This is a genomic window from Methylobacterium aquaticum (assembly GCF_001043915.1).
GTDB classification, from domain to species: Bacteria; Pseudomonadota; Alphaproteobacteria; order Rhizobiales; family Beijerinckiaceae; genus Methylobacterium; species Methylobacterium aquaticum.
Window position 1 is genome coordinate 14,336 of sequence record NZ_LABX01000031.1, and the last position, 26,926, is coordinate 41,261.

General features: G+C 68.1%; 24 protein-coding genes, 4 tRNA genes and 1 pseudogene. 1 reads left to right on the forward strand and 28 read right to left on the reverse strand.

Annotated features, from left to right (window positions below; genetic code table 11):
* Window positions 1–19: 19 nt before the first annotated feature.
* From VP06_RS03915 to VP06_RS04050, 28 genes and pseudogenes are all read right to left on the reverse strand, one after another.
* Window positions 20–721 (reverse strand): ABC transporter ATP-binding protein, encoded by a 702-nt coding sequence (locus VP06_RS03915; RefSeq protein ID WP_048462540.1) that lies wholly within the window; start codon window positions 719–721, stop codon window positions 20–22.
* 111 nt (window positions 722–832) lie between these two features.
* Entirely contained in the window at window positions 833–2,143 is a 1,311-nt protein-coding gene (locus VP06_RS03920; RefSeq protein ID WP_048462541.1) for a lipoprotein-releasing ABC transporter permease subunit, read from the reverse strand.
* Between the two features lie 4 nt (window positions 2,144–2,147).
* On the reverse strand, window positions 2,148–3,482 hold the full coding sequence (gene proS / locus VP06_RS03925) for a proline--tRNA ligase (protein ID WP_048462542.1): 1,335 nt from the start codon (window positions 3,480–3,482) through the stop codon (window positions 2,148–2,150).
* Between the two features lie 481 nt (window positions 3,483–3,963).
* Window positions 3,964–4,302, reverse strand: coding sequence for a DUF1467 family protein (locus tag VP06_RS03930; protein ID WP_245291033.1), 339 nt, complete (start codon window positions 4,300–4,302; stop codon window positions 3,964–3,966).
* Window positions 4,299–4,703 (reverse strand): methylmalonyl-CoA epimerase, encoded by a 405-nt coding sequence (mce, locus tag VP06_RS03935; RefSeq protein WP_048462544.1) that lies wholly within the window; start codon window positions 4,701–4,703, stop codon window positions 4,299–4,301. The genes VP06_RS03930 and mce overlap by 4 nt, the downstream gene beginning before the upstream one ends.
* 383 nt (window positions 4,704–5,086) lie before the next feature.
* Window positions 5,087–6,760: a ribonuclease J gene (locus VP06_RS03940; protein WP_048462545.1), complete on the reverse strand. Its 1,674-nt coding sequence runs from the start codon at window positions 6,758–6,760 to the stop codon at window positions 5,087–5,089.
* Between the two features lie 202 nt (window positions 6,761–6,962).
* Window positions 6,963–7,763 carry a biotin--[acetyl-CoA-carboxylase] ligase gene (locus VP06_RS03945; RefSeq protein WP_048462546.1) on the reverse strand — a complete coding sequence of 267 codons (801 nt, stop codon included), beginning with the start codon at window positions 7,761–7,763 and terminating at the stop codon, window positions 6,963–6,965.
* A gap of 4 nt (window positions 7,764–7,767) precedes the next feature.
* Complete coding sequence (nuoN, locus tag VP06_RS03950; RefSeq protein ID WP_048462547.1) at window positions 7,768–9,213, reverse strand: NADH-quinone oxidoreductase subunit NuoN; 1,446 nt, start codon at window positions 9,211–9,213, stop codon at window positions 7,768–7,770.
* 10 nt (window positions 9,214–9,223) lie between these two features.
* A complete protein-coding gene (locus VP06_RS03955; RefSeq protein ID WP_048462548.1) occupies window positions 9,224–10,744 on the reverse strand; it encodes an NADH-quinone oxidoreductase subunit M in 1,521 nt (506 codons plus the stop codon).
* Window positions 10,745–10,766: 22 nt separating this feature from the next.
* Window positions 10,767–12,887: an NADH-quinone oxidoreductase subunit L gene (gene nuoL / locus VP06_RS03960; RefSeq protein WP_048462549.1), complete on the reverse strand. Its 2,121-nt coding sequence runs from the start codon at window positions 12,885–12,887 to the stop codon at window positions 10,767–10,769.
* Between the two features lie 79 nt (window positions 12,888–12,966).
* Window positions 12,967–13,272, reverse strand: a complete 306-nt coding sequence (gene nuoK / locus VP06_RS03965; protein ID WP_048425446.1) for an NADH-quinone oxidoreductase subunit NuoK — start codon at window positions 13,270–13,272, stop codon at window positions 12,967–12,969.
* Window positions 13,273–13,395: 123 nt separating this feature from the next.
* The gene (locus VP06_RS03970; RefSeq protein ID WP_048462550.1) at window positions 13,396–14,016 is read right to left on the reverse strand and encodes an NADH-quinone oxidoreductase subunit J; all 621 of its coding nucleotides are present in this window, start codon (window positions 14,014–14,016) and stop codon (window positions 13,396–13,398) included.
* A gap of 188 nt (window positions 14,017–14,204) precedes the next feature.
* Window positions 14,205–14,693: an NADH-quinone oxidoreductase subunit NuoI gene (gene nuoI / locus VP06_RS03975; RefSeq protein ID WP_048462551.1), complete on the reverse strand. Its 489-nt coding sequence runs from the start codon at window positions 14,691–14,693 to the stop codon at window positions 14,205–14,207.
* A gap of 24 nt (window positions 14,694–14,717) precedes the next feature.
* Window positions 14,718–15,740 carry an NADH-quinone oxidoreductase subunit NuoH gene (gene nuoH, locus VP06_RS03980; RefSeq protein WP_048462552.1) on the reverse strand — a complete coding sequence of 341 codons (1,023 nt, stop codon included), beginning with the start codon at window positions 15,738–15,740 and terminating at the stop codon, window positions 14,718–14,720.
* Window positions 15,741–15,753: 13 nt separating this feature from the next.
* Entirely contained in the window at window positions 15,754–17,835 is a 2,082-nt protein-coding gene (gene nuoG / locus VP06_RS03985) for an NADH-quinone oxidoreductase subunit NuoG (RefSeq protein ID WP_048462553.1), read from the reverse strand.
* Window positions 17,836–17,847: 12 nt separating this feature from the next.
* Window positions 17,848–18,054, reverse strand: coding sequence for a hypothetical protein (locus tag VP06_RS03990; RefSeq protein ID WP_048462554.1), 207 nt, complete (start codon window positions 18,052–18,054; stop codon window positions 17,848–17,850).
* Window positions 18,051–18,281 (reverse strand): hypothetical protein, encoded by a 231-nt coding sequence (locus VP06_RS03995; protein WP_048462555.1) that lies wholly within the window; start codon window positions 18,279–18,281, stop codon window positions 18,051–18,053. Before VP06_RS03995 ends, VP06_RS03990 begins: the two co-directional genes overlap by 4 nt.
* Window positions 18,282–18,288: 7 nt before the next feature.
* Window positions 18,289–19,590 (reverse strand): NADH-quinone oxidoreductase subunit NuoF, encoded by a 1,302-nt coding sequence (gene nuoF / locus VP06_RS04000; RefSeq protein ID WP_048462556.1) that lies wholly within the window; start codon window positions 19,588–19,590, stop codon window positions 18,289–18,291.
* 128 nt (window positions 19,591–19,718) lie between these two features.
* Window positions 19,719–20,508, reverse strand: a pseudogene (nuoE, locus tag VP06_RS04005) (NADH-quinone oxidoreductase subunit NuoE); the annotation flags it as partial.
* Between the two features lie 38 nt (window positions 20,509–20,546).
* Window positions 20,547–21,737, reverse strand: coding sequence for an NADH-quinone oxidoreductase subunit D (locus tag VP06_RS04010; protein ID WP_048462557.1), 1,191 nt, complete (start codon window positions 21,735–21,737; stop codon window positions 20,547–20,549).
* Between the two features lie 6 nt (window positions 21,738–21,743).
* Window positions 21,744–22,406, reverse strand: a complete 663-nt coding sequence (locus tag VP06_RS04015; RefSeq protein WP_048462558.1) for an NADH-quinone oxidoreductase subunit C — start codon at window positions 22,404–22,406, stop codon at window positions 21,744–21,746.
* A 10-nt stretch (window positions 22,407–22,416) separates the two neighbouring features.
* Window positions 22,417–22,998: a NuoB/complex I 20 kDa subunit family protein gene (locus tag VP06_RS04020; protein ID WP_048462559.1), complete on the reverse strand. Its 582-nt coding sequence runs from the start codon at window positions 22,996–22,998 to the stop codon at window positions 22,417–22,419.
* A 64-nt stretch (window positions 22,999–23,062) separates the two neighbouring features.
* The gene (locus tag VP06_RS04025) at window positions 23,063–23,428 is read right to left on the reverse strand and encodes an NADH-quinone oxidoreductase subunit A (RefSeq protein WP_048462560.1); all 366 of its coding nucleotides are present in this window, start codon (window positions 23,426–23,428) and stop codon (window positions 23,063–23,065) included.
* Window positions 23,429–23,741: 313 nt separating this feature from the next.
* Complete coding sequence (locus VP06_RS04030; RefSeq protein WP_048462564.1) at window positions 23,742–24,227, reverse strand: CAP domain-containing protein; 486 nt, start codon at window positions 24,225–24,227, stop codon at window positions 23,742–23,744.
* Between the two features lie 158 nt (window positions 24,228–24,385).
* Window positions 24,386–26,047, reverse strand: coding sequence for a methyl-accepting chemotaxis protein (locus tag VP06_RS04035; RefSeq protein WP_245291034.1), 1,662 nt, complete (start codon window positions 26,045–26,047; stop codon window positions 24,386–24,388).
* A gap of 144 nt (window positions 26,048–26,191) precedes the next feature.
* Window positions 26,192–26,268 (reverse strand) — tRNA-Asp (locus VP06_RS04040).
* Window positions 26,269–26,321: 53 nt separating this feature from the next.
* Window positions 26,322–26,398 (reverse strand) — tRNA-Asp (locus tag VP06_RS04045).
* Between the two features lie 45 nt (window positions 26,399–26,443).
* Window positions 26,444–26,520 (reverse strand) — tRNA-Asp (locus VP06_RS04050).
* Between the two features lie 228 nt (window positions 26,521–26,748).
* On the opposite strand from VP06_RS04050, the gene VP06_RS04055 reads away from it, so the two are divergent.
* A tRNA-Val gene (locus VP06_RS04055) sits at window positions 26,749–26,824 on the forward strand.
* Window positions 26,825–26,926: the final 102 nt, after the last annotated feature.

Sequence of the window (26,926 nt, forward strand, 5' to 3'; positions counted from 1 at the left end):
CCGTGTGGATTCGTCCGGCTCAGGCAAGCTGCACGATGAGCCCGTTCTGGATCGTCACCCGCCGGTCCATCCGGGCGGCCAATTCCAGGTTGTGGGTGGCGATGAGTGCCGCGACACCCGAGGCCCGCACCAGGGAGACCAGGATCGCGAAGACGTGACCCGCGGTCTGAGGGTCGAGGTTGCCGGTCGGCTCGTCGGCGAGGAGCAGCCGCGGCCCGTTGGCGAGCGCGCGGGCGATGGCGACCCGCTGCTGCTCGCCGCCCGACAATTCCGCCGGGCGGTGGCTCAGCCGCTCCTTGAGGCCGAGGAACGCCAGAAGCTCGCCGGCCCGCGAGCGCGCTTCCCGGGCCGACAGGCCGCGGATCAGCTGCGGCAGCACCACGTTCTCCAGCGCCGAGAATTCCGGCAGCAGGTGGTGCGACTGGTAGACGAAGCCCATCTCCTCGCGGCGCATCCGGGTGCGGGCGGCATCGTCCATCCGGGCGCTCGGCTGGCCACCGATATAGACCTCGCCGCCATCCGGCCGTTCCAGCAGGCCGGCAACGTGGAGCAGGGTCGACTTGCCGGTACCGGACGGCGCCACGAGGGCGACGATCTCGCCGGGCCAGATCGCGAGGTCCGCCCCGCGCAGGATCTCGAGATGGCCGTTGCCTTGGGCATAGCGCCGCTCGACCCGGGCGAGGAACAGAGCCGGGACCGGCTGATGCGGGGTGCCGTCCATCGGCGTCAGGCGCCCCTCGCGAGGCGGCGTGGGGCAGGGGGCAAGGGATAGACGGGTCGCGGCATCCGGTGCGTACTCGGGAACAGGATCGGGAGGCGAGGGCCCGAAGGCTCAGCCGTAGCGCAGGGCCTGCACCGGGTCGAGCCGGGCGGCGCGCCAGGACGGGTACAGGGTGGCCAGCAAGGAGAGCACCATCGACATCGCCACCACCGCCACGACCTCGCTGGCATTGGTCTCGGACGGGATCTCGGACAGGAACCGCACCGTCGGGTCCCAGGCGCCGGGGAACAGCGTGCGCTGGATCACCGTGAGGTTGGCCGAGAAGACCAGCCCGAGTACGAAGCCGGCGAGCGTGCCGAGGATGCCGATCGAGGCGCCGGTGATGAGGAAGACCCGCATGATCGCGCCCCGCGTCGCCCCCATGGTGCGCAGGATCGCGATGTCGCTCGACTTGTCCTTCACCAGCATGATGAGGCCGGAGACGATGTTGAGCGCCGCCACCAGCACGATCAGCGTGAGGATGATGAACATCACGTTGCGCTCCACCTCCAGGGCGGAGAAGAAGGTGCGGTTGCGCTGGCGCCAGTCGGTGATGAGCACCGGGCGCTCGGCGGCGAGTTCGAGTTCGCTGCGCGCCTCGCCGACGGAATCGGCGTTGTCGAGGAAGATCTCGATCACCGAGACGTCGCCGTCGCGGTTGAAGAAGGCTTGAGCCTCGGAGAGCGGCATGTACACGAAGGTGCCGTCGAACTCGGACATGCCGACCTCGAACACCGCCGCCACGTTGTAGCTCTTGATCCGCGGCGCGGTGCCGAACGGCGTCGTCGCGCCCTTCGGGGTGGCGAGCGTGATCGTGTCGCCGGCCTGGAGCCCGAGGGATTCGGCGAGCCGCTTGCCGATGGCGACGCCGCCACCGGTATCGAAATTCTCCAGCGTGCCGCCCCGGATGGTCTTGGCGACGGAGGGAATCTTCTTCAGGTCCTCGGCCCGCACGCCCCGCACCAGGACGCCCGAGCCGCCGAATTGCGACGAGGCGAACGCCTGTCCCTCGACCATCGGCAGGGCGAGATGGACGCCCGCCACCTTGCCGAGCCGGTCGGACAGGTCGGCGAAGTCGGTCAGCGGCCGGTCGATCGGCGCGACGAAGATGTGGCCGTTGATGCCGACGATCTTGCTGAGCAGCTCCTTGCGGAAGCCGTTCATCACCGAGAGCACGATGATGAGGGTGGCGACGCCCAGCATGATGCCGAGGAACGAGAACAGGGCGATGACCGAGACGAAGCCTTCCTTCCGCCGGGTGCGCAGATAGCGCCCGGCGATCGTCCACTCGAACGGCGCGAACGGAAGGGTGGCGCCCCCGCCGCGCCGCGCCAACAGGGCGCCGACCTTGGGGATGCGGGCGCGGATCGCGGCGAGGACCATCGGCTCAGGGAGTCCGGTTCTGGCGGAGATAGGCCGGCACGGCCTCGGGGGCCACGGTCTCGCGGGCACCGGTGGCGCGGCGCTTTACCTCGACCTTGCCCTCGGCCAACCCCTTCGGCCCGACGACGACCTGCCAGGGCAGGCCGATCAGGTCAGCGGTGGCGAACTTAGCCCCCGGGCGCTCGTCGCGGTCGTCGTAGAGCACGGTGAGGCCGGCGGCTTCCAGCTCGCCCTGGAGCGAGGCGCAGGCCGCGTCGGTCGCGGCGTCGCCGACCTTGAGGTTGAGGAGCGCGACATCGAACGGCGCCACCGCGTCCGGCCACACGATGCCGGATTCGTCGTGGCCGGCCTCGATGATCGCCGCCACCAGCCGGCTCGGGCCGATGCCGTAGGAGCCCATATGGACCGGGCGTTCCTGCCCGTCCGGGCCGGTGACACGCGCGCCCATCGGCTCCGAATACTTGGTGCCGAAATAGAAGATGTGGCCGACCTCGATGCCGCGGGCGGCCATCTGCTCCGGCGCCGGCACCTCGGCGAAGGCGGCGGCGTCGTGCATCTCGGAGGTCGCGGCGTAGCGCGAGGTCCAGTGGTCGACGGTGGCCTGGAGCCCGGCGACGTCGTCGAAGTCCGTCGTCGCGTCGGGGGTCGCGAAGTCGAGATAGGCCCGGTCGCAGAAGACCTCGCTCTCGCCGGTCTGGGCCAGGATGATGAATTCGTGGGACAGGTCGCCGCCGATCGGCCCGGTCTCGGCCCGCATCGGGATCGCCTTGAGGCCGAGCCGCGCGAAGGTGCGCAGGTAAGCGACGAACATCTTGTTGTAGGAATGCCGCGCGCTCGCCTGGTCGAGGTCGAACGAGTAGGCGTCCTTCATCAGGAACTCGCGCGAGCGCATCGTGCCGAAGCGCGGCCGCACCTCGTCGCGGAACTTCCACTGGATGTGGTAGAGATTCTTCGGCAGATCCTTGTAGGAGCGCACCGCCGAGCGGAAGATCGCCGTGATCATCTCCTCGTTGGTCGGCCCGAACAGCATGTCGCGCTCGTGCCGGTCCTTGATGCGCAGCATCTCCTTGCCATACGCATCGTAGCGGCCGGATTCGCGCCAGAGATCGGCCGACTGGATCGTCGGCATCAAGAGTTCGATCGCGCCCGAGCGGTCCTGCTCGGCCCGGATGATGTCGGCGACCCGGTTGAGCACCCGCAGGCCCAGCGGCAGCCAGGCATAGATGCCGGCCGCCTCCTGGCGGATCATGCCGGCGCGCAGCATCAGGCGGTGCGAGACGATCTCGGCTTCCTTCGGCGTCTCGCGCAGGATGGGCAGGAAGTAGCGGCTGAGACGCATGTCGGACCTTGGCGTGGCAGGCAGGTTGCGTAGCGCGGGGCGAAGCCCCGTCGCCGGGACTGTCCCCGGGGCACGCTCTTTTGCACGCTTCCGGCGCCGTTCGCAAAACATGAAACGCGGACGCGCGCGCCGATGGGTCGTCGCTTCACTCCCCGGGCGCGGGGCGGGGGAAAAAAATGCGCCGGCCATGCAAAAAAACGCATCGCACTGCGCAAAGCCAGGTGACAATGCGAATTCTTATTCCTATAAGCGGCCTCGCGATGATGCGCAGGCAGGCCGGACGGCGCCGCGCAAGGTCCGAGTCTCGGGAGGAATAGCCAGCCTCAACACCCAAACGGGTGAATAACATACTATGAGCTGGCGAAAGCATCTAGAAAGCTATAAAGCAAGGCTTCCGAGCCTTGCTTTTTTATTTTCGGCGCCTGCGTTCAGATCTTATCTCTTGCCAGGGCATCTCGCGGCCCGACCGGGTCGCGAGGTGTTAAAGTCCAGCGAGCGGAAACGCCGCAACGGCCAGGATGAACATTACGTCCGACACGAGCGTCGTCCACACCGCCTTGCGGCGCATCTGCGGCTTGTGCGGCGCGCCGAGATCCTGACCCGGTACGATGACTTCCGTGCCGTCGGGTGCGGCCCGGAACGGCAGCACCGCGAAGAGCACGGTCCACCACACCACGAAATACAGGGCGCCCGCCCCGAAGCCGCTGAGGCGGAAGCCCCAGACCGCCAGCGCCAGCACCGGCAGCACCAGCAGGATGCAGACCACGAGGGTGCGGGGGATCGAGGCGGTGGCGCGGTCGAGGAGGGCGTCCACGCTCACGCCTGCTCCAGTTCGACCAGGGTGCCGAGGAAGTCCTTCGGGTGAAGGAACAAAACCGGCTTGCCGTGGGCGCCGATGCGCGGCTCGCCCGTGCCGAGGATGCGTGCACCTTGCGCCTTCAGCTTGTCGCGGGCCGCCAGGATGTCGTCGACCTCGTAGCAGACGTGATGGATGCCGCCGCCCGGGTTGCGCTCCAGGAAGGCGTTGATCGGCGAGTCGGCGCCGAGCGGCTCGAGCAGCTCGATCTTGCTGTTGGGAAGCTCGACGAAGATCACCGTCACGCCGTGCTCCGGTTGCGGCAGCGGCGCCGACAGGGTCGCCCCGAGGGTGTCGCGATATACCTTCGCCGAGGCTTCGAGATCCTTCACCGCGATGGCGACGTGGTTGAGCCTGCCGATCATGGGATGTTCCTCCGTGCGTGGTCCGTGGAGATGGTCTGTTCTCGAGATGTGGCGCCGATGGCGCCACGGCATCAACCCGTCTTTGCGCCTAGAGCGCTTCACGATCGCATTGCAATCGCGAAGCTTCTCTAGCTCTATGATTTTGCCGCATTTTCTGCGACGAACCGGTATCCACTTCGTCGGAAAATGCTCTAAGCAGATTTCGCCGAAGCGGTCACCGGTTCGGCGAAATCTGAGATAAAGCAGAAACTGAAGCGGGCGAAGCGTTGGCCTGCCAACGCAAGTCTGCTTAGACCCCTGCCGTCTGGAGCGCGGGGAACCCCCTCCCCCCGTAGAGAGAGAGAGAGGGTTTGGGCGTCGCATCTCGGCGACGCCCCCTGCCTTTACACCTCCACCACCATTACGTGGCAGGCCGGCTTCTTGCCCCACACCTCGTTGACGGCGGAGCGGATCGCCCGATCGACGGCGTTCTCGACCGCTTCGGAATCCCGCCGCTTGACCCGGGACAGCCCGCTGACCGTCCGCTCAACCGCGTCGCCGATGATGTCGATGATGACCTCGCCCTTGCGGCCGTAGCTCGGCAGGCCCATCAGGTCGATCGAGGGCTCGCCCTTGACCTCGCCGTTGCGGTCGAGCGCGATCGCCACCGAGACGATGCCCGTGAAGGCGAGCTTGCGTCGCTCCGGGATGGCGCGGTCGTTCGAATCGACCAGGACGTGGCCGTCCTTGAAGATCCGGCCGTTCTTGACGTGGGTGACGATCTCCGGCTCGCCGGGCGCTAGGCGGATCAGGGTGCCGTTGCGGGCCTTGACCACCTGCTCGACGCCCTGCTTGCGGGCGAAGGTGGCGTGCTCGGCCAGATGCAACGCCTCGCCGTGGACCGGCACCGCGATCTTGGGCTTGGTCCAACGATACATCGCCGCCATCTCGTCCCGCCGCGGATGGCCCGAGACGTGGACCAGTTCGGTGCGGTCGGTGATGACCTGGATGCCGGCCTCGATCAGGTCGTTGATGATCGCGCCGACCGCCCGCTCGTTGCCGGGGATCGCCCGCGACGAGAAGATGACCCTATCGCCCGGCGACAGCGCGATCTCCGGATGCTCGTCCCGGGAGACGCGGGCGAGGGCCGCGCGTGCCTCGCCCTGCGAGCCGGTGAGGAGCGCCACCACCTTCTCCCGCGGGAGGTAGCCATAGGCTTCGGCGCCGCGGATCTCCGGCAGGCCGTCGAGGTAACCGCATTCGCGGGCGACGTCAATCACCCGGTCCATGGCCCGACCGACCGCGACGACATCGCGGCCGCAGGCTTGGGCGGCGAGACAGACGGCGCGCATGCGCGCGACGTTCGACGCGAAGGTCGTTACCGCGACTCGGTGCGGCGAGTTGCGGATCAGCTCGGCGAGGTGGTCGGCGACCTCCGACTCGCTCGGCGAGCGGCCATCGCGGGTGACGTTGGTCGAATCGCAGATGATCGCCAGCACGCCCTCCTCGCCCAGCCGCGTGAAGGTCTCCTCGGAGGTCGAGTTGCCGGCGACCGGCGTGTCGTCGAGCTTCCAGTCGCCGGTATGCAACACCAGGCCGAGGGCGGTGCGGATGGCCAGCGCATTCGCTTCGGGGATCGAGTGCGCCACCGGGACGTACTCGATCGAGAACGGCCCGAGATCGAGGCGCCCGTCGGCCGGGACCTCGCGCAGATCGACCTTCGGGGCGCCGGGCTCACCGAGGCGTCGGGCCTCGATCAGGTTCTTGGTGAAGCGGGTGGCGTAGACCGGCACCTTGAGCTTCGGCCACATCTCGCCGATGGCGCCGATATGGTCCTCATGGCCGTGAGTGATCAGGATGCCGAGCAGATTGTCGCGCTGCTCCTCGGCAAAGCTGAGATCCGGGTACATCAGGTCGACGCCCGGCAAGTGCTCCTCGCTGGCGAAGCCCATGCCGAGATCGACCATGATCCACTTGCGAGCTTTAGGCGGCCCGAAGCCGTAGAGCGCGGCGTTCATGCCGATCTCGCCCACCCCGCCCAGGGGCACGAAGATCAGCTCATCTCCCTTGTTCGACATTCCCATACCATCATTGTCTGGACCGCCGTCACGGTCCCCTCGAGGAACGGCCTCGTCTGCCGTCACGATCACGGCGCCGTCATGTTGCGGATGCGGCCAGAAACGACCGCGCGGCGGCGGCGCCATGGGGCGCCCCGCCGGAAGACATCGAACGGGTCGGGGGAGTGCGTCGTCGCCGCACGGGCGCCGGACCGCCTCCCCGTCAGGCCGCGGTCGCGGCCGATCCGAAATGCACCTCGCCGGCCGAGACCGCCAGGCGATCCCCCTCCGGCAGCCGGACGACCAATCGGCCGCCCTCGTCGATCGTCTCGAACGTTCCGGTGACGCTGCGGCCGCCGGCCTGGACGCTTACCGGGCCGCCGAGGCCCGCGGCCGATGCGAGCCAGGCGTCGCGGATGTGCGAAAAGCCCCTGCCCTCGTCCCACAGCCGCTCGACCTCGACCCAGGTCCCGGTGAGCAGGCGAAAGAGGCCCGGCGCGTCGACGATGCACCCGGCCTGCGCGAGCGACGTCGCCGCATAGGGCAACCCCTCGGGCGCTCCGGTCACGTTGATGCCGATCCCGATGGTGACGACCGCGCCGCTCCCCGGCAGGGTCTCCCTCTCGAGGAGGATGCCGACGAGCTTGGCGCCGCCGAGGAGCACGTCGTTCGGCCATTTGAGCCGGAAATCGGGGCAGCCTCTCCCGGTCACGGGACCGCAGGCTCGGCGAAGGGCACGCTCCACGGCGATTCCGGCAACGAAGCCCAGGGTCGCGACCCGGTCGGGGGCGAGGCCGAAAGGAACGGGCCAGAGCAGGCTCGCCGCGTGGTTGCCCGCGACCCAGCTCCACCCCTTGCCGCGCCGGCCACGGCCGCCAGTCTGCTCGCGGGCGACGACCCAGAGCGGCCCGGTCTCGCCGTCCCGGGCACGCTCCAGCGCCTGCGTGCTCGTCGAGCCGAGGCTGTCATGGACCTCGAGGCGATATCCCGCGGCCATGGCCGCGGGGTCGAGCCCAAACGTCATCCGTCTAGAACAGTGACTTCGCGGCGGTCCCGGCGAGACCGACGAGCGGGGCCGGTGCCAGCCAGAACAGCAGGACCACCACGCTCGACAGGCCGAGCACGATCCGCAGGCCCGGGCCCATCGGCTCGTAAGCCTCCGCCGGCTCGTCGAAATACATCACCTTGACGAGGCGCAGGTAGTAATAGGCACCGACCACGCTGGTCACCACGCCGATCACCGCCAGGGTGACGAGGTTCGCCTTGATGGCCGCCGCGAAGACGTAGAACTTGGCGAAGAACCCGGCGAGCGGCGGAATGCCGGCGAGCGAGAACATCATCATGGCGAGCAGGAAGGCGACCCAGGGGTGGGTGCGCGACAGGCCCGACAGGTCGTCGATGGTCTCGTACATCTGGCGACCACGGCGCAGCGACAGGATCACCGCGAAGGCGCCGAGGGTCATGGCGAGGTAGATCGCCATGTAGATCACCACGCCGCGCACCCCCTCCTGCGTGCCGGCCGCGAGCCCGATGAGCGCGTAGCCGACATTGGCGATGGAGGAATAGGCCATCAGGCGCTTGAGGCTGCGCTGGCCGATCGCCGCGAAGGAGCCGAGCGCCATCGAGGCGATCGAGACGAACACGATGATCTGCTGCCATTCCGGCGTGATCACCGGGAAGGCGCCGACGAAGACGCGCACCGCCATCGCCATCGCGGCCATCTTGGGAGCCGAGGCGAAGAAGGCGGTGACCGGGGTGGGGGCGCCCTCGTAGACGTCCGGGGTCCACATGTGGAACGGCACGGCGGCGAGCTTGAACGACACGCCGGCGGCGACGAACACCACGCCCAGCACGACGCCGATCCCCGAGCCTTCGCGGAGCGCGGTGACGATGTGCGGGAACGAGACGGTGCCGGTGAAGCCGTAGACCAGCGAGGCACCGTAGAGCAGCATGCCGGAGGACAGCGCACCGAGGACGAAGTACTTCAGGCCGGCCTCGGTCGAGCGCACGTCGTCGCGGTGGAACGACGCGATGACGTAGGCCGCCAAGCTCTGAAGCTCCAGGCCCATGTAGAGCGCGATGAGATCGTTGGCGGAGGCCATGATCATCATGCCGATCGTCGAGAGGACGATCAGGATCGGGTACTCGAACCGAGCGATGCGCTCGCGCTCGAAATGCTCCTTGGCGAGCAGGATGGCGGCGGCCGACCCGATCAGGGTCAGCGCCTTCATGATGCGGGCGAACCCGTCGACGATGAAGGAGCCGTTGAAGGTGGTGACCTTGCTGCCGAAGGGCTGGCTGACCACCGCGAACAGCGCGAGGATCAGCAGGATCAGGGCCCCGACGCTGACGGCCTCGGTCGAGCGCTCGCCCTTGAAGGCCCCGTAGAGGATCAGCACCAGGACGCCGACCGACAGGATCAGCTCCGGCAGGGCGGGCCCGAGGGCGGGCATGACGATCTGAGCGGCGTTCATCGCGAAAAACTCAGTGCGGGACCGGCAGAGCCGCGGCAGCGGTCTGGGTCGTGGACAGGGCGGCGCGCATCCCCTGCATCAGCGCGTCCGTCGAGGGCGCGAAGACGTCGAGGATCGGGCCGGGATGGACGCCGTAATAGATCGTCAGCGCCACCAGCGGGGCGAGGATCAGCATCTCGCGGCGATCAAGGTCGGTGATTCCTTGCAGGCTCGGCTTCTCGAGCTTGCCATAGACCACCCGCGCGAAGAGCCAGAGCGCGTAGGCCGCCGACAGGATGATGCCGAAGACCGAGAAGAACGACACCATCGGGTTGGCCCGGAAGGCGCCCAGCATCGCCAGGAACTCGCCGACGAAGCCCGAGGTGCCCGGCAGGCCGACATTGGCCATGGTGAACACCATCATGGCGACCGCATAGAGCGGCATGCGCTTCACGAGGCCGCCATAGGCGGAGATCTCGCGGGTGTGCATCCGATCGTAGATGACGCCGACGCAGAGGAAGAGCGCGCCCGACACGATGCCGTGGGAGATCATCAGGAACAGGGCGCCCTGGATGCCCTGCTCGTTCATCGTGAACAGGCCGAGGGTCACGAAGCCCATATGCGCCACGGAGGAGTAGGCGATCAGCTTCTTGATGTCGGTCTGCACCAGCGCGACCAGCGAGGTGTAGATGATCGCCACCACCGACAGCGTGTAGACCATCGGGGCGAAGGAGTGCGAGGCGTCCGGGAACATCGGCAGCGAGACCCGGATGAAGCCGTAGCCGCCCATCTTCAGCAGGATGCCCGCCAGGATGACCGAGCCGGCGGTCGGCGCCTCCACGTGGGCATCGGGCAGCCAGGTATGGACCGGCCACATCGGCATCTTCACCGCGAAGGAGGCGAAGAAGGCGAGCCAGAGCCAGATCTGCATGTTCGCCGGGAAGCGGGTTTGCAGCAGGGTCGGGATGTCGGTCGTCCCGGCCTGCCAGTACATCGCCATGATGGCGAGCAGCATCAGCACCGAGCCGAGCAGGGTGTAGAGGAAGAACTTGAACGACGCATAGATCCGGCGCTTGCCGCCCCAGATGCCGATGATGAGGAACATCGGGATCAGGCCGGCTTCGAAGAACAGGTAGAACAGCACCAGGTCGAGGGCGCAGAACACGCCGATCATCGTCGCTTCGAGGACCAGGAAGGCGACGAAGTACTCCTTCACCCGATGCTCGATCGAGAGCCAGGAGGCGCCGATGCAGAACGGCATCAGGAAGGTGGTGAGCAGCACCAGCGGCATCGAGAAGCCGTCGACGCCGAGCTTGAACCGGATCGTCTCCGTCAGCCAGGCATGGGTCTCGACCAGCTGGAACTGCGCCGTGGAGGCGTCGTAGCGGCCCCAGGCGACCAGGGACAGCAGGAAGGTGGCGAGGGTGGTGATCAGCGCCGCCCAGCGGGCGTTGCGCCGCACGGCCTGCTCGTCGCCGCTCAACGTCAGGATGAAGGCAGCGCCGACAAGCGGCAGAATGAGGAGGCCGGAGAGGATCCCGAGGCCGAGCATGATTGTCTGTTCTCCGGTCAGGTCAGTGGGTTGCCGCGGAGACGCCGGTGATCAGGTACCAGCTCACCAGGGCCGCGACGCCGACCAGCATCACGAAGGCGTAATGGTAGACGTAGCCGGTCTGGAGACGGACCACGCCGCGGGTGATGTCGACGACGCGGGCGGCGATCCCGTTCGGGCCCATCCCGTCGATGATGCGGCCGTCGCCGACCTTCCACAGGAACTCGCCGAAGCCCTTGGCCGGGCGGACGAAGATCCGGTCGTAGATCTCGTCGAAGTACCACTTGTTGAGCAGGAAGCGGTACAGCAGCGGCTGGCTCTCGGCGAGCTGGTGCGGCAGTTCCGGCCGGCGAATGTACATCCCGTAGGCGAGCAGGAAGCCGAGCACCAGCATCACGAATGGCGAGTGCTGCACCCAGGCCGGCGCGTTGTGGATGTCGTGCATGATGTGGTTGTCGGGGCCGTGCGCGAGCGCGCCCTTCCAGAACTCGTCCATGCCCTCGCCGATGAAGCGGTTCTTGAACACCATGCCGGCGAAGATCGCCCCGAGTGCCAGGACCGCCAGCGGGATCGTCATCACCAGCGGGCTCTCGTGCGGGGTATGGGCATGATGGTCGTGGTGCTCGATCGCCGAATGCGAGGCCGGCTCGACGTCGTGGCCCTTGGAATCGTGGGCGACACCCTCGTGGTGACCGGGGGCGCCATCGGCCTGCGCCGAGGCATGAGCGGCCGCGTGATGCGCGTGGGCATCGGCGTGGTGGTCGTCATGACCATGCGCGTGGGCGTTCTGCCACCGGGCCCGACCCTCGAAGGTCATGAAGAACAGGCGCCAGGAGTAGAACGAGGTGAAGAAGGCCGCGATGACGGTCGCCAGGAAGGCCAGCACGTGGCCCGGCCGGGTCGACATGTACGCCGCCTCGATGATGGCGTCCTTCGAGTAGAAGCCGGCGGTGAAGGGGAAGCCGATCAGCGCGAGCGTTCCGACCGCCATCATGGCGGTGGTGAAGGGGATGTAGCGGCGCAGGTCGCCCATGTTGCGCATGTCCTGCTCGTGGTGCATCGCGTGGATGACCGAGCCGGCACCGAGGAACAGAAGCGCCTTGAAGAAGGCGTGGGTGAAGAGATGGAACACGCCCGCCGCATAGGCGCCGACGCCGAGCGCCACGAACATGTAGCCGAGCTGCGAGCAGGTCGAGTAGGCGATGACGCGCTTGATGTCGTTCTGCACCAGGCCGACGGTTGCCGCGAAGAACGCCGTGATGCCGCCGATGACCGTGACGACGATCAGGGCATTCGGCGCCGCGTCGAAGAGCGGCGACAGGCGGGCGACCATGAACACGCCGGCCGTCACCATGGTGGCGGCGTGGATCAGCGCCGAGACCGGGGTCGGCCCCTCCATCGCGTCCGGCAGCCAGGTGTGCAGCAGGAACTGCGCCGACTTGCCCATCGCCCCCATGAACAGCAGCAGGCAGCAGATGGTCAGGGCGTTCCAGTCGTATCCGAGGAAGTGGAACGTCGCGTCCTTGATCTCCGCCACCTTCGGGAAGATGCCGTCGAAGGCGACTGCGCCGAACAGCACGAAGCAGAGGAAGATGCCGAGCGAGAATCCGAAATCGCCGACGCGGTTGACGATGAAGGCTTTCATCGCCGCGGCGTTGGCCGAGGGCTTCTCGTACCAGAACCCGATCAGCAGGTAGGAGGCGAGGCCGACGCCCTCCCAGCCGAAGAACATCTGAACGAGGTTGTCCGACGTCACCAGCATCAGCATGGCGAAGGTGAACAGCGACAGGTAGGCGAAGAACCGCGGCCGGTGCGGATCCTCGTGCATGTAGCCCATCGAGTAGAGGTGGACGAGCGCCGAGACGCTGTTGACCACGACCAGCATCACGGCGGTCAGCGTGTCGGCCCGGAAGGCCCAGTCGACGACGAGGCCGCCAGCGGTGAACCAGGTCGCGACATGGATCTTGGTGGCGCCGTGGCCGTGGCCGCCGGTCACCTCGAAGAAGGCGATCCAGGACAGGAGCGCCACGAAGATGAGGATGCCGGTGGTCACCATCTCGCTGGCCCGCGGGCCGATGCGGCGCCCGAACAGGCCGGCGGTCAGCGCGCCGATCAGGGGCAGGAAGACGATCGCGTGGTACATGCTAAGGTCCGGCCTCGCGTGACTGCCGCTGCGGCGCTGGTTCCAGGGGGAGAAGGGCGGGCGGGCGTGACCCCGGCGGTCAGCCCTTCATCATGTTGACGTCCTCGACGGCGATCGAGCCGCGATTGCGGAAGAACACCACCAGGATAGCGAGGCCGATCGCCGCCTCGGCGGCGGCGACCGTCAGCACGAACAGGGCGAAGACCTGGCCGACGATGTCGCCCAGATGGGTCGAGAACGCCACCAGGTTGATGTTCACCGCGAGCAGGATCAGCTCGACCGACATCAGGATGACGATGATGTTCTTGCGGTTGATGAAGATGCCGAGCACCCCGAGGGTGAACAGGATCGCGGCGACCGTCAGGTAATGGCTCAAACCGATCATCGTGCCTCTCAGCCGCGGGCGGCCGCCTTCGTGTCGCGAGGCGCTCAGCCGCCCCGCCGCTCTTGCCATCAGCACCGCGAGACCCGGGAGTCCCGCACGAAACTCGTCCGACCGCGCCGCCCGTCAGACCTCGACGCCCTGTCCGGTCGGCACGTGGCGGACCTCGACGGCATCGGCCTGGGTGCGGGCGTTCTGGATCGCGATGTCCTGGCGCTTCACGCCGGGACGGTCACGCAGGGTCAGCACGATCGCGCCGATCATCGCGACCAGCAGGATCAGGCCGGCGACCTGGAAGAAGAAAAAGTAGTTGGTGTAGAGAACCAGGCCGAGGGCCTGCGTGTTGGTCACGGTCTCGCCGCCCGGCGACACCGCCAGCGGGCCATGCACCAGGCCGGGGTCGATCGCCCAGGAGCCGACGACGAGGAGCAGCTCGATCAGGAACACCGCCCCGATCAGGCCGCCGACCGGCAGATAGTCCTGGAAACCCTGGCGCAGCTCGGCGAAGTCGACGTCGAGCATCATCACCACGAACAGGAACAGCACCGCGACGGCGCCGACATAGACCACGACCAGGAGCATGGCCAGGAACTCCGCCCCCATCAGCACGAACAGCCCGGAGGCGTTCACGAAGGCGAGGATGAGGAAGAGCACCGAGGTGACGGGGTTGCGCGAGGCGATCACCATGAAGCCGGAGGCGACGGTGATCGCGGCGAACAGATAGAAGAAGGCGGCGGCTGCGGTCATGCGCTGAATTCATGCCGCCTGGCGGCGGCCTCCTGCCCGACCCCCGGAGCGTCCCGGCGGCTCGTCTATAGAACCCGCTCCCGCGGCGCACAACCGGGGGAGCGCCGAATGTGGCGTCTCTGTGGGAGGATCACCGCCCTCCCGTGAGTCCCTCGAGGAGGGCGGAGCGCGCCCTCCCCCGCGGCCGGTCAGCGGTAGGGCGCGTCCACTGCGATGTTGCGGGCGATCTCGCGTTCCCAGCGGTCGCCATTCGCCAGCAGCTTGGCCTTGTCGTAGAGAAGCTCCTCGCGGGTCTCCACCGAGAACTCGAAGTTCGGCCCCTCGACGATGGCGTCCACCGGGCAGGCTTCCTGGCACATGCCGCAATAGATGCACTTCACCATGTCGATGTCGTAGCGCGTGGTACGCCGCGTGCCGTCGTTGCGGCGCGGGCCCGCCTCGATGGTGATGGCTTGCGCCGGGCACACCGCCTCGCACAGCTTGCAGGCGATGCAGCGCTCTTCCCCGTTGGGGTAGCGCCGCAGGGCGTGCTCGCCGCGGAAGCGCGGGCCGCGATGGCCCATCTCGAAGGGATAGTTGATCGTCGCCTTGGGCTTGAAGAAGTAGCGCATCGCCAGGGCGAACCCGGTGACGAACTCCTTCAACAGCAGGCCGCGGGCGACCTGGTCGAGCTTCATGGCTCGTTCTCCGACGGTTGGGTCTCAGGAGACCGGCGCAAGGCCGGTCAGCTTCAGGACGAAGGCGACGACGAAGACCATGGCCAGCGAGAGCGGAAGGAAGACCTTCCAGCCCAGCCGCATGAGCTGATCGTAGCGGTAGCGCGGCACCATGGCCTTCACCATGGCGATCATGAAGAACAGGAAGCTGGCCTTGAGGGCGAACCAGATCAGGCCCGGCACCCAGGTGAAGGGCGCGAACGGGATCGGCGAGAGCCAACCGCCCAGGAACAGGATGGTGCCGAGCGCGCACATCGTGACGATGGCGACGTATTCGCCGAGCATGAACAGCAGGTACGGGGTGGAGGAGTATTCCACCATGTAGCCGGCGACCAGCTCGGATTCTGCCTCCGGCAGGTCGAAGGGCGGGCGGTTCGTCTCGGCGAGCGCCGAGATGAAGAACACCACGAACATCGGAAAGAGCCAGAGCCAGTACCAGCCGAGGATGCCGAGCGCGGTGTCCTGCGCCCGCACGATCTGCGACAGGTTGAGCGAGCCGGCGCACATCAGCACCGTGACGATCACGAAGCCGAGCGAGACCTCGTAGGACACCATCTGGGCCGCCGAACGGAGCGCGCCCAGGAAGGCGTATTTCGAGTTCGAGGCCCAGCCGCCCATGATGACGCCGTAGACGCCGAGCGACGAGATCGCGAAGATGTAGATGATGCCGACATTGATGTCGGCGATCGGCCAGCCATCGGCGAGCGGGATCACCGCCCAGGCGGCGAGCGCCAGGGTGGCGAAGATCAGCGGCGCCAGCAGGAACAGGCTCTTGTTGGCGCCCGCCGGGATCACCGGCTCCTTCACGACGAATTTCAGCAGGTCGGCGAAGGATTGGAACAGGCCCCAGGGCCCGACCACGTTCGGACCGCGGCGCAGCTGCACCGCCGCCCAGATCTTGCGGTCGGCGAGCAGCGCGTAGGCGATGAAGACCAGCAGCGCCACCAGCAACGCCACGCTCTTCAGAGCCACGAGGAGGACGGTGCCCAGCACCTCCCAGAGGGTCATCGGTCGGCGCTCCTCATTCGGCCGCTTCGAGGGCACGCCCGCGGGCGAGACCCGAGCATTCGGCGAGCACCCGCGACGCGCGGGCGATCGGGTTGGTGAGATAGAAATCCGCCACGCCGGCGCGGAACGGCTCGCGGCCGGGCTCGCCCGGGAGACCGGCCAGCGCCGTCAGCGCCGCGGCGCCGTCAGCCGGGGCGATCTGATCGATGCCGGCGAAATGCGGATGCGCGGTGTAGAGCGCCTTGCGGAGGGCGGTGAGAGAATCGAACGGCAGGCGCTGGCCCAGCACGTCCGAGAGCGCGCGCAGGATCGCCCAGTCCTCGCGGGCATCGCCCGGCGGGAAGGCGGCCCGGTTGGCGAGCTGCACCCGGCCTTCCAGGTTGACGTAGGTCGCCGACTTCTCGGTATAGGCCGCGCCCGGCAGGATGACGTCGGCGCGGTGGGCACCCTTGTCGCCGTGGGTGCCCTGGTAGACCACGAAGGCGCCCGGACCGATCTCGACCTCGTCGGCGCCGAGATTGAACAGCACGTCGAGGGCGCCGGCCTTGGTCATCTCGGCAAAGGTCAGGCCGCCCTCCCCCGGCACGAAGCCGAGATCGAGCGCGCCGACGCGGCCGGCGGCATTGTGCAGCACGCCCAGCCCGTTCCAGCCCTCGGCCTTGGTGCCGAGACCCTGGAGGAGCTTGGCGATCGCTGCGAGCAGAGCGGCCCCGTCGGCCCGCGCCAGCACCGCCTGGCCGACGATCACCAGGGGCCGCTCGGCGGCCTTGAGCGCCTCGGCGAAGCTGTGGCTGCCGGCCGCGACCTCGGCCAGGGTCTCGGGACCGGCGCCCAGATAGCTGTGGGGATAGGTGAGGTCCGCGTCCTCGCCGATCACGCCGATCTGGATCGGGCTCGTCCGCCAGCGCTTGCGGATGCGGGCGTTGAGCAGCGACGCCTCGGTGCGCGGATTCGTGCCGACGATCAGTATTGCGTCCGCCTGCTCGATGCCGGCGATGCCGGGACCGAAGGTGTAGGCCGCCCGGCCCCAGGCCGGATCGATCGCGGCACCGTCCTGGCGGCAATCGAGGTTCTGGACCTTGAGCGACGCCATCAGGCTCTTGAGCGCGAAGGTCTCCTCGACCCCCGCAAGGTCACCGACGATCGCGCCGACACGCTTCGGGTCGGTGCCCTTGAGCTTGCCGGCAATGGCGGCGAACGCCTCGGCCCAGGAGGCCGGCCGCAGGCGGCCGTTCTCGCGCAGATAGGGCCGGTCGAGGCGCTGCAGGCGAAGGCCGTCGACGACGTGGCGGGTCTTGTCGGAGATCCACTCCTCGTTGATCGCCTCGTTCACCCGCGGCTCGATCTGCATCACCTCGCGGCCGCGGGTGTCGATGCGGATCGCCGAGCCGACCGCATCCATCACGTCGACGGATTCGGTCTTGTTCAGCTCCCAGGGACGGACGTTGTAGGATTGCGGCTTGTGGACGAGCGCGCCGACCGGGCACAGGTCGGCGACGTTGCCCTGCAACTCCGATTCCATGGCGCGTTCGAGATAGGAGGTGATCTCCATGTCCTCGCCGCGGCCGATGGCGCCGAGATCCGGCACGCCGGCCACCTCCGCCAGGAAGCGGACGCAGCGGGTGCAGTGGATGCAGCGGTTCATCGCGGTCCGCACCAGCGGGCCGATATACTTCTCTTCGACGGCGCGCTTGTTCTCGCCGTAGCGGGTCGAGTCGACGCCGTAGGCCATCGCCTGATCTTGCAGGTCGCAATGGCCGCCCTGGTCGCAGATCGGGCAATCGAGCGGGTGGTTGATGAGGAGGAACTCCATCACCCCCTCGCGGGCCTTCTTGGTCAGGGCCGACTTGGTCGACACCGCCGGCGGCTCGCCGTTCGGTCCCGGCCGGCAATCGCGCACGGCCCAGGCGCAGGAGGCGACCGGCTTCGGCGCGCCCTTCAGCTCGACCAGGCACATGCGGCAATTGCCGGCGATCGACAGGCGCTCGTGGAAGCAGAAGCGCGGGATCTCGGCGCCCGCGACCTCACACGCTTGCAGGAGGGTGTAGTCCGGCGGGACATCGACCTCGATGCCGTCGACGAGGATCTTGGTCATGCGGTCATCTTCTCAGACATGATTCTCGATGCGGGCGAGGCGACGCTCGATCCGTTCGAGACGCTGTCCCAGACGGTCGAGGCCACGGTCGGCGGTCGCGAGTTGCGTGCCGACGCTCGCCATGCGGTCGTTCAGCTCCCTGATGTCCGCCGCGACGCCATCGATCTTTCGGTCGATGCCGATCACGAGGTCAAGGATGGAGGTCGCGACGCCGGTCACGGCTTTCCCTCCAGGCGTTCGACACGATCGGAGAGGTCGCGCAGGCGCTCCTCGACGATGTCGTGGCGGATATTGGCGTGGGCGGGGAGGCCGAGGCCGGTGATCATGCTCTCGTGCGTTTGGTCGACCCGACCCTCGATGTGGATCAGGCGGCGCGACTGCTCGTGCTGCACGGCGCGCATGTCGCGCAGCAGGCTCAGGACCAGGTTGTCGGGCTCCGCCGCCATCGCCGCCTCACTCCGCCGCCATCGGCACCGGGGTCGGGTGCGGGTTGGCCGAGTAGCGGTCGATGCGCTTCTCGATCTCGGGCCGGAAATGACGGATCAGGCCCTGGATCGGCCAGGCGGCGGCATCGCCGAGCGCGCAGATCGTGTGGCCTTCGATCTGCTTCGTCACGTCGAGCAGCATGTCGATCTCGCGCTTCTGCGCCCGGCCCTCGGCCATGCGCTGCATCACGCGCCACATCCAGCCGGTGCCCTCGCGGCACGGCGTGCACTGGCCGCAGGATTCGTGCTTGTAGAAGTACGAGATGCGGGCGATCGCCGCGACCATGTCGGTCGACTTGTCGAAGACCATCACGGCGGCGGTGCCGAGACCGGACTTCAGGTTGCGCAGCGTGTCGAAATCCATCGGCGCGTCGATGATCTCCGCCGCCGGCACCAGGGGCACCGAGGAGCCGCCCGGGATCGAGCACAGCAGGTTGTCCCAGCCGCCGCGCATGCCGCCGCAATGCCGGTCGATCAGCTCGCGGAAGGTGATGCCGAGCTCTTCCTCGACGTTGCACGGCCGGTTGACGTGGCCGGAGATGCAGAACAGCTTCGTGCCGGTGTTGTTCGGCCGGCCGAGCCCCGCGAACCAGGCGCCGCCGCGGCGCAGGATGGTGCCGGCCACGGCGATCGACTCGACGTTGTTCACCGTCGTCGGGCAGCCATAGAGGCCCATATTGGCCGGGAAGGGCGGCTTGAGCCGCGGCATCCCCTTCTTGCCCTCCAGGCTCTCGATCAGCGCCGTCTCCTCGCCGCAGATATAGGCGCCGGCGCCGTGATGGACGTAGATGTCGAAGGGGTAGTCATGGACGTTGCTCTTGCCGACGAGGCGCGCCTCGTAGGCTTCGTCCACCGCCCGCTGGAGCGCGTGCTTCTCGGCGACGTACTCGCCGCGGATGTAGATGTAGCAGGCATGCGCGCCCATGGCGAAGCAGGCCAGCATGCAGCCTTCGATCAGGAGATGCGGGTCGTGCCGCATGATCTCCCGGTCCTTGCAGGTACCGGGCTCCGACTCGTCGGCGTTGACCACCAGGTAATGGGGCCGGCCGTCCGACTTCTTCGGCATGAAGGACCACTTCAGGCCGGTGGGGAAGCCGGCGCCGCCGCGACCGCGCAGGCCCGATTTCTTCATCTCCTCGATGATCCAGTCCCGGCCCTGCTGGAGCAGGAATTGGGTGCCGTCCCACGCGCCGCGTTTCTTCGCGGCCTCGAGGCCGGGGGAGTGGAGACCATAGAGGTTGGTGAAGATCCGATCCTGATCGGCGAGCATGGCGATCGTCCTACAGGTCTGCTGTGAAGGGAAAGTACGTCATCGGTCGTGTCAGGACTTCGCCGTGGATGCGGCCGCGCCCTTGCCGTCGGCGCTCTTGCCGTCGGCGCTCTTGCCATCGGCGACGTTCTGCGCCGGGGCGGCCGCGGCCTTGCTCTCGGTCGCGCGTCCGGCATCCGGGCGGGCGGCCTTCGGGCTCTCGGCGGCCGAGGCTTCGGTGCGGGCCTTCTCGCCGGTCGCGTCGGCGCCGGCCTCCGTCAGGCCCGCCTCCTCGAAGCGCTTGCGCCAGGCGCCGACGCGCGAGCCGTCGAACAGCGTCTCGTCCTTGAGGGTCGTGATCGCATCCTTGGGCTCCGAGGAGACCCGGCCGGTCTGCGAGCCGACCTTCACCGGCCGGCCGGCCGCGAGGTCGTCCATCAGCTTGCCGAGGGACTCGGGCGTCAGGTCCTCGAAATAATCGTGGTTGATCTGCGCCATCGGGGCGTTGCAGCATGCGCCCAGGCACTCGACCTCGAGCCAGGAGAAATTGCCGTCCGGGCTGACATGGCCGGACGGACCGAGCCGGTCGTGGAGGTATTGCTTCAGCTCGCGGGCGCCGCAGACGTCGCAGGGCGAGGTCCCGCAGACCTGGATCCAGTAGCGCCCCACCGGCTCCAGGGCGAACATGGTGTAGAAGGTCGCGACCTCCAGCACCCGGATATGCGGCATGCCGAGCTGGTCGGCCACCGCCTCGATGGCCTTCTGCGGCAGCCAGCCGCCATTCTGCTCCTGCGCCTTCCACAGCAGCGGGATCACGGCGGAGGCCTGGCGTCCCTCCGGGTACTTGGCGATCTGCCCGGTGGCCCACTCGGCGTTCTCAGGCGTGAACGCGAAGCTCTCGGGCTGCTCGGAGGGCGGGGCGAGTCTGCGGTTGGCCATGTCTCAAACGTCTCCGACGGGCGCGGATCGCAGCGCCCTCACCGGTCCACCTCACCGAACACGATGTCGAGCGTGCCGAGGATGCACGACACGTCCGCCAGCATGTGGCCGCGGCACATCCAGTCCATCGCCTGGAGGTGGGCGAAGCCCGGAGCCCGGATCTTGCAGCGATACGGCTTGTTGGTGCCGTCGGCGACGAGGTAGACGCCGAACTCGCCCTTGGGTGCCTCGACGGCGGCGTAGACCTCGCCGGCCGGGACGTGGAAGCCCTCGGTGTAGAGCTTGAAGTGGTGGATGAGCGCCTCCATCGAGCGCTTCATCTCGCGCCGCGACGGCGGCGCGACCTTGCCGTCCTGCGTGGCGACGGGCCCCTGCCCGGCCGGCTCGCGCAGCTTGGCGATGCACTGCTTCATGATGCGAACCGACTGGCGCATCTCCTCCATGCGGATGACCTGGCGATCGTAGGTGTCGCCGTTCTTCCCCACGGGGATGTCGAACTCCATCTCGGCATAAGCCTCGTAGGGCTGCGACTTGCGCAGGTCCCACGGGATGCCGGAGCCGCGCACCATCACGCCGGAGAAGCCCCAGGCCAACGCCTCCTCGACCGACACGATGCCGATATCGACGTTGCGCTGCTTGAAGATGCGGTTGGCCATCACGAGGTTGTCGAGGTCGTCGACCACCTGCGGGAAGGTCTCGCAGAATGCCTCGATGTCGTCGATCAGGCTCGGCGGCAGGTCCTGGTGGACGCCGCCCGGCCGGAAGTAGTTGGCGTGGAGACGGGCGCCGGAGGCGCGCTCGTAGAAGATCATCAGCTTCTCGCGCTCCTCGAAGCCCCAGAGCGGGGGCGTGAGGGCGCCGACGTCCATCGCCTGCGTCGTGACGTTGAGGAGATGCGACAGGAGCCGGCCGATCTCGCAGTAGAGCGTGCGGATCAGCTTGGCCCGGCGCGGCACCTCGATCCCGAGCATCCGCTCGACCGCGAGGCAGAAGGCATGCTCCTGGTTCATCGGCGCGACATAGTCGAGCCGGTCGAAATAGGGCGTCGCCTGGAGGTAGGTCTTGACCTCGATCAGCTTCTCGGTGCCGCGGTGGAGCAGGCCGATATGCGGATCGACCCGCTCGACCACCTCGCCGTCCAGCTCCAGCACCAAGCGCAGCACGCCGTGCGCCGCCGGGTGCTGCGGGCCGAAATTGATCGAGAAGTTGCGGATGCTGTGCTCGCCCATGTCGGCTCAGCCTTTCGCCGGTGCCTTGTCGGCCTTCTCGTCGCCGGGAAGGACGTAGTCGGTCCCCTCCCAGGGCGACAGGAAGTCGAAGTTGCGGAATTCCTGCGTCAGTCGCACGGGCTCGTAGACCACCCGGGCCTCGTCCTGGTCGTAGCGGACCTCGACGAAGCCGGTGAGCGGGAAGTCCTTGCGGAGGGGGTGACCCTCGAAGCCGTAATCGGTCAGCAGCCGGCGCAGGTCCGGGTGGCCCGAGAACAGGATGCCGTAGAGGTCGTAGGTCTCGCGCTCGAACCAGTTCGCGGCCGGGAAGACCGGGATGGCGGAGGGGACCGGGGTCCGCTCGTCGGTCTGCACCTTGACGCGGATGCGCCGGTTATGCCGCATCGAGAGCAGGTGGTAGACGACGTCGAAGCGCTTCGATCGAGCCGGGTAGTCGGCACCGCAGATGTCGATGAAGGTCGAGAAGGCGCAGGCCGGATCGTCGCGCAGGTGGGTGAGCACCCGCAGGATCTCGGATCCCGCGACGATCAGCGTCAGCTCGCCGAAGGCCAGGATGCGGTCGGTGATCGCGGTGCCGAGCGTCTCGCCGAGGCGGTCCGACAGCGCCTGGAGGGCGGCGTCGCCCTGCTGGGTCTGGGTGTGGGCCCGGATGGTGATGCCGTTGCTCATGACTTCCGCCTCAGCGCTCGATCGTGCCGGTGCGGCGGATCTTCTTCTGGAGCAGCAGCACGCCGTAGAGCAGCGCCTCCGCCGTCGGCGGGCAGCCCGGGACGTAGATGTCGACCGGCACCACCCGGTCGCAGCCGCGCACCACCGAGTAAGAATAATGGTAGTAGCCGCCGCCGTTGGCGCAGGAGCCCATCGAGATGACGTATCGCGGCTCCGGCATCTGGTCATAGACCTTGCGCAAGGCCGGGGCCATCTTGTTCGTGAGCGTGCCGGCGACGATCATCACGTCGGATTGGCGCGGCGAGCCGCGGGGCGCAAAGCCGAAGCGCTCGCAATCGTAGCGCGGCATCGACATCTGCATCATCTCGACGGCGCAGCAGGCGAGGCCGAAGGTCATCCACATCAGCGAGCCGGTGCGGGCCCAGGTGATGAGATCGTCGGTGGTGGTCAGCAGGAAGCCGCGATCGGCAAGCTCGTCGCTGATCGTCAGGAAGGTCGGGTCGTTGGCGCCGATCGGCTTGCCGGTGGACGGGTCGAGGAGACCCTTGGGCTGCGGCGCGATCTCGGGGGCGCGGACGGGGGTGAGGGCCATGGTGGGGTCCGGTTCCTACGTCTCGGGGGCGGCTCTGCGCGTCAGGTCTCTGGTCCCGCCAGGACTAGTCCCATTCAAGGGCGCCCTTGCGCCACTCGTAGACGAAGCCGACGGTGAGCACGCCGAGGAAGATCATCATCGACCAGAAGCCGAACCAGCCGAGATCGCCGAACGTGATCGACCACGGGAACAGGAACGCCACTTCGAGATCGAAGATGATGAACAGGATGGCGACGAGATAGAAGCGCACGTCGAACTTCATGCGCGCGTCGTCGAAAGCGTTGAACCCGCACTCGTAGGCGGAGAGCTTTTCCGGGTCCGGGCTGTTATACGCCACCAGGAAGGGGGCGACGAGGAGCGCGGCGGCGATGAAGAGCGATACGCCGATGAAGATCACCAGCGGCAGGTAATCCGACAGGAGGCCGTTCATCGAGCATCCTCAAGGGTTGGCGCGAGGCCGAATGAGCGCGAGCCGTGGCGCGAGCCCGGGTCGCGGGCCGCCGGGGCCGTTCTCGGAACGGTTCCAAAGCCCGGAAGGTGCCGCGAGGCTTAAACGAGCGGGTATTGCGAAACAAGGGGCGTTCGCACCGCACAAACCACGAACGGCCCTACGCTACATAAGGGCATGCGCGCGGCGCACAACGCCGGCGGGCCGGGGCCTGCCGGGGAGTATCGTCGCAGCCCCCTCCCCGCTCCCGGCCGGCCCGGCGACACTGCGCCCGACCGTATAGCGCGGCGGTGCGTCAGCCGTCCGACAGGATCAGGGCCCAGAATCGCTTGTAGCGGCTGCCGGGCGCGTCCACGCGGGCGATGCCGACGCGCTTGACCTGGGGCATCAGCATGTTGCGGTTATGCTCGGGTGACACCTTCCAGCGCTTCAGCACCTCGTCGAACGTGGCGGACCCGGCGCTCAGGTTCTCGGCGGCGTAGCGGCCGCCGAAGCCGGCACGCTTGATCCGCGCGTCGAAGGTGCCACCGACCTCGTGCGACAGGTAGCCCGCCCGGGCATTGGCCTCGGCCTGGAGCGAGGCGGCCCGAATCAGGGAGGAATCGACCACCACCGGCCCAAGGCCGCGGCTCGCCCGGTAGCGCGAGATCGCCGCCGCCGCGGCGGTCTCGTCGAGGATCACCGGCGTGGTCGGCAGGTCAGGAGCCGGCAGGATCGCCGACCCGCTGCACCCGGCGAGTGCCAGGGCCCCTGCGACCAGGGCGGCGGCGAGGACGGGCATCGCGGCGCCGCGCCACCGGGTCGCCACCGCGCGGGGGGCGGGAGCGGTCGAACGGAACGGATGCGACATCGTCTCTCGACTCCTTGAGGAAGCGGCGCCTTCGCGGGAAGGCGCCGCTTGTCGGGCGATTGTGGAGATTTTCGGGGCGGCTTCCCGCCTCACGCCGCCCGCAATGTGGCGAGGAAGCGGTGCACCTCGGCGCCGATGCTGGCCGATTGCCGGGCGACGGTGTCGGCCGCGTCGAGGACCTGCCGGGCGGCCTCCCCGGTGGCCTCGGCGTCGAGAGCCAGCCCCTCGACCGACCGGCTCACCAGCGTGGTGCCGGAGGCGGCCTGGGCGACGCTCGAGACGATCGCCTGGGTGGCGCCGACCTGCGCCTCCACCGCGGTGGCGACCCGGGCCGAGACGCCGCTGATCGCACGGGCCTGTGCGGCGACCTCGCCCATCGCGGCGGTCGCCTGGCGCGTGGTGTCCTGGATCGCCGCGACCTGAGCGGAGATCTCCTGGGTCGCCCGGTCGGTCTGGCCGGCGAGCTGCTTGACCTCGGCGGCGACGACGGCAAAGCCGCGCCCCGCCTCCCCGGCCCGGGCCGCCTCGATCGTCGCGTTGAGCGCCAGCAGGTTCGTCTGAGAGGCGACGCCGGCGATCACCGAGACCACGTCGCCGATGCGGGCCGCGGCCTCGCTGAGGCTCTGCATCACCACGGCGGTGCGATCGGTCCCGGTGACGGCATCCCGCGCCATCGCGGCTGCCTCGCGCACGTCGGCGCCCACCGCCGCGACCGAACGGCCGAGCCCGTCGGCCGCCTCCGCCAGGCCGCCGGCGTCGCGGGAGGCCGCAGCCGCCGAGGCGGCGGCGGTTCCCGCCCGTCCGGCGGCCTCGGCGGCGGTGGCGGTCATCGCCCGGGCGGTCGCGTCGAGATCGCGGGCCGCGGCATCGACCTGTGCCAGCACGCCCGCCACCTTGCTCTCGAAGGTCTCGACCTCCTGGCGCATCTGCTGGGCGCGACGGGCCTTCGCCTCGCTTGCATCCCGCTCGGCCGCCAGGGCCTCGCGCTCCATGAGGACGACCCGGAAACCGTCGATGGCACGGGCGATCCGGCCGATCTCGTCGCGCCGCGCAGTGCCGGGAACGGCCCCGTCGTAGCGTCCCTGGGCCAGGTCGGCAGTGGCTCTCGTCAGGCCCGCCAGCCCGCCGACGATCGAGCGCCAGCCGAGGACGCCGAACAGGCCGATGCCGGCGAGCGCCGTGCCGGCGATGCCGCACATCCACATGGTCTGGCGCCAGAAGGTCTCGTCGACGTCGTCGACGTAGACGCCGGTGAAGATCGAGACCTTCCACGGCGCAAAGCCCTGGATGTAGCTGAGCTTCGGCACATGGGCGGTGCCGCCCGGGCGCTGGAAGGCGTAGCGCAGGGTGCCGGGTCGGCCGGACTGGGCGATCTCGGTGATCGCCTTCACGAGCATCAGGCCGTTCGCGTCCTTCAGCCCGCTCATGTCCTTGCCGACCCAGTCGGGTTTAGGCGGGATCACCAGCGCCGTTCCGGCGAAGTCGTAAACCGCGATGTAGTTGTCGCCCTCGTAGCGCATGTCGTTGGCACGGCTCCGGTAGGCTGCGAGCGCCGCCTCCCGGGTCATCGTGCCGGCCTTTACCTGTGCCTCGAGGCCAGCCGCGGCGGCCACCGCGACGTCGGACAGGGCGCGCAGCTTCGCCACCCGCTCGCTGATCAGGCTGTCATGGTTGGCGCGCACGGCATAGAGCACCACGGCGGCGAAGCCGATCACCGCCGCCATCATCATGACGGCGAACTTCTGGCTCACGCTTATGTTAGACCAAGGCATCCTAAACCCCGATCATCGTCCGGGGCGTTTGTAATTCACAGATGCTTGACATTGCCTTAGCGGCGGCGCGCTGGCTTCGCGAGTTCGCAGGGCTTACGGTCATTTGCAGCGATCGGAGGCGAGTGGCGCGGGCGACGGGGCTCGAACCCGCGACCTCCGGCGTGACAGGCCGGCACTCTAACCAACTGAGCTACGCCCGCGCGGCGTGCCCGCTTCACCATGCAGCATGTGCTGCCATCCTCATGCATGAGAATGGCGCGGACGACGGGGCTCGAACCCGCGACCTCCGGCGTGACAGGCCGGCACTCTAACCGACTGAGCTACGTCCGCACATGGCGCGATGCACTACAGAAACGCCTTTTCCGAAAAAGGAAGTGGCGCGGACGACGGGGCTCGAACCCGCGACCTCCGGCGTGACAGGCCGGCACTCTAACCGACTGAGCTACGTCCGCCCGGCGTCTCGCAGTGCTGCGATGGCTGCGGTGTATGGGGAGGCCCCTACCCTGTCAAGCCGCCGGCTCAAGAATGTCGGGAGGGAGCGGCCGGGACCGGCGGACCTGGCCTTGACCCGTCGCAGCCACAGGCGACACCGGTCATGCGAAGCCGTCTGACGCGGCGAGTGTTGCTGACGCGGAGTGTCTTGCACTCGCGCCCCGAGCGCCTTAACGATGCCGGCACCCGGGCGGTTAGCTCAGTCGGTAGAGCATCTCGTTTACACCGAGAGGGTCGGCGGTTCGAGCCCGTCACCGCCCACCAAGGCCTCAGCAGATTCCGCCGAAGCGGTCACCGGTTCACCGGCAAAAATCTGCGATTAAGCAAGAACCTAACCAGGAAGAACCGTAACCGGGGCAAATTCGC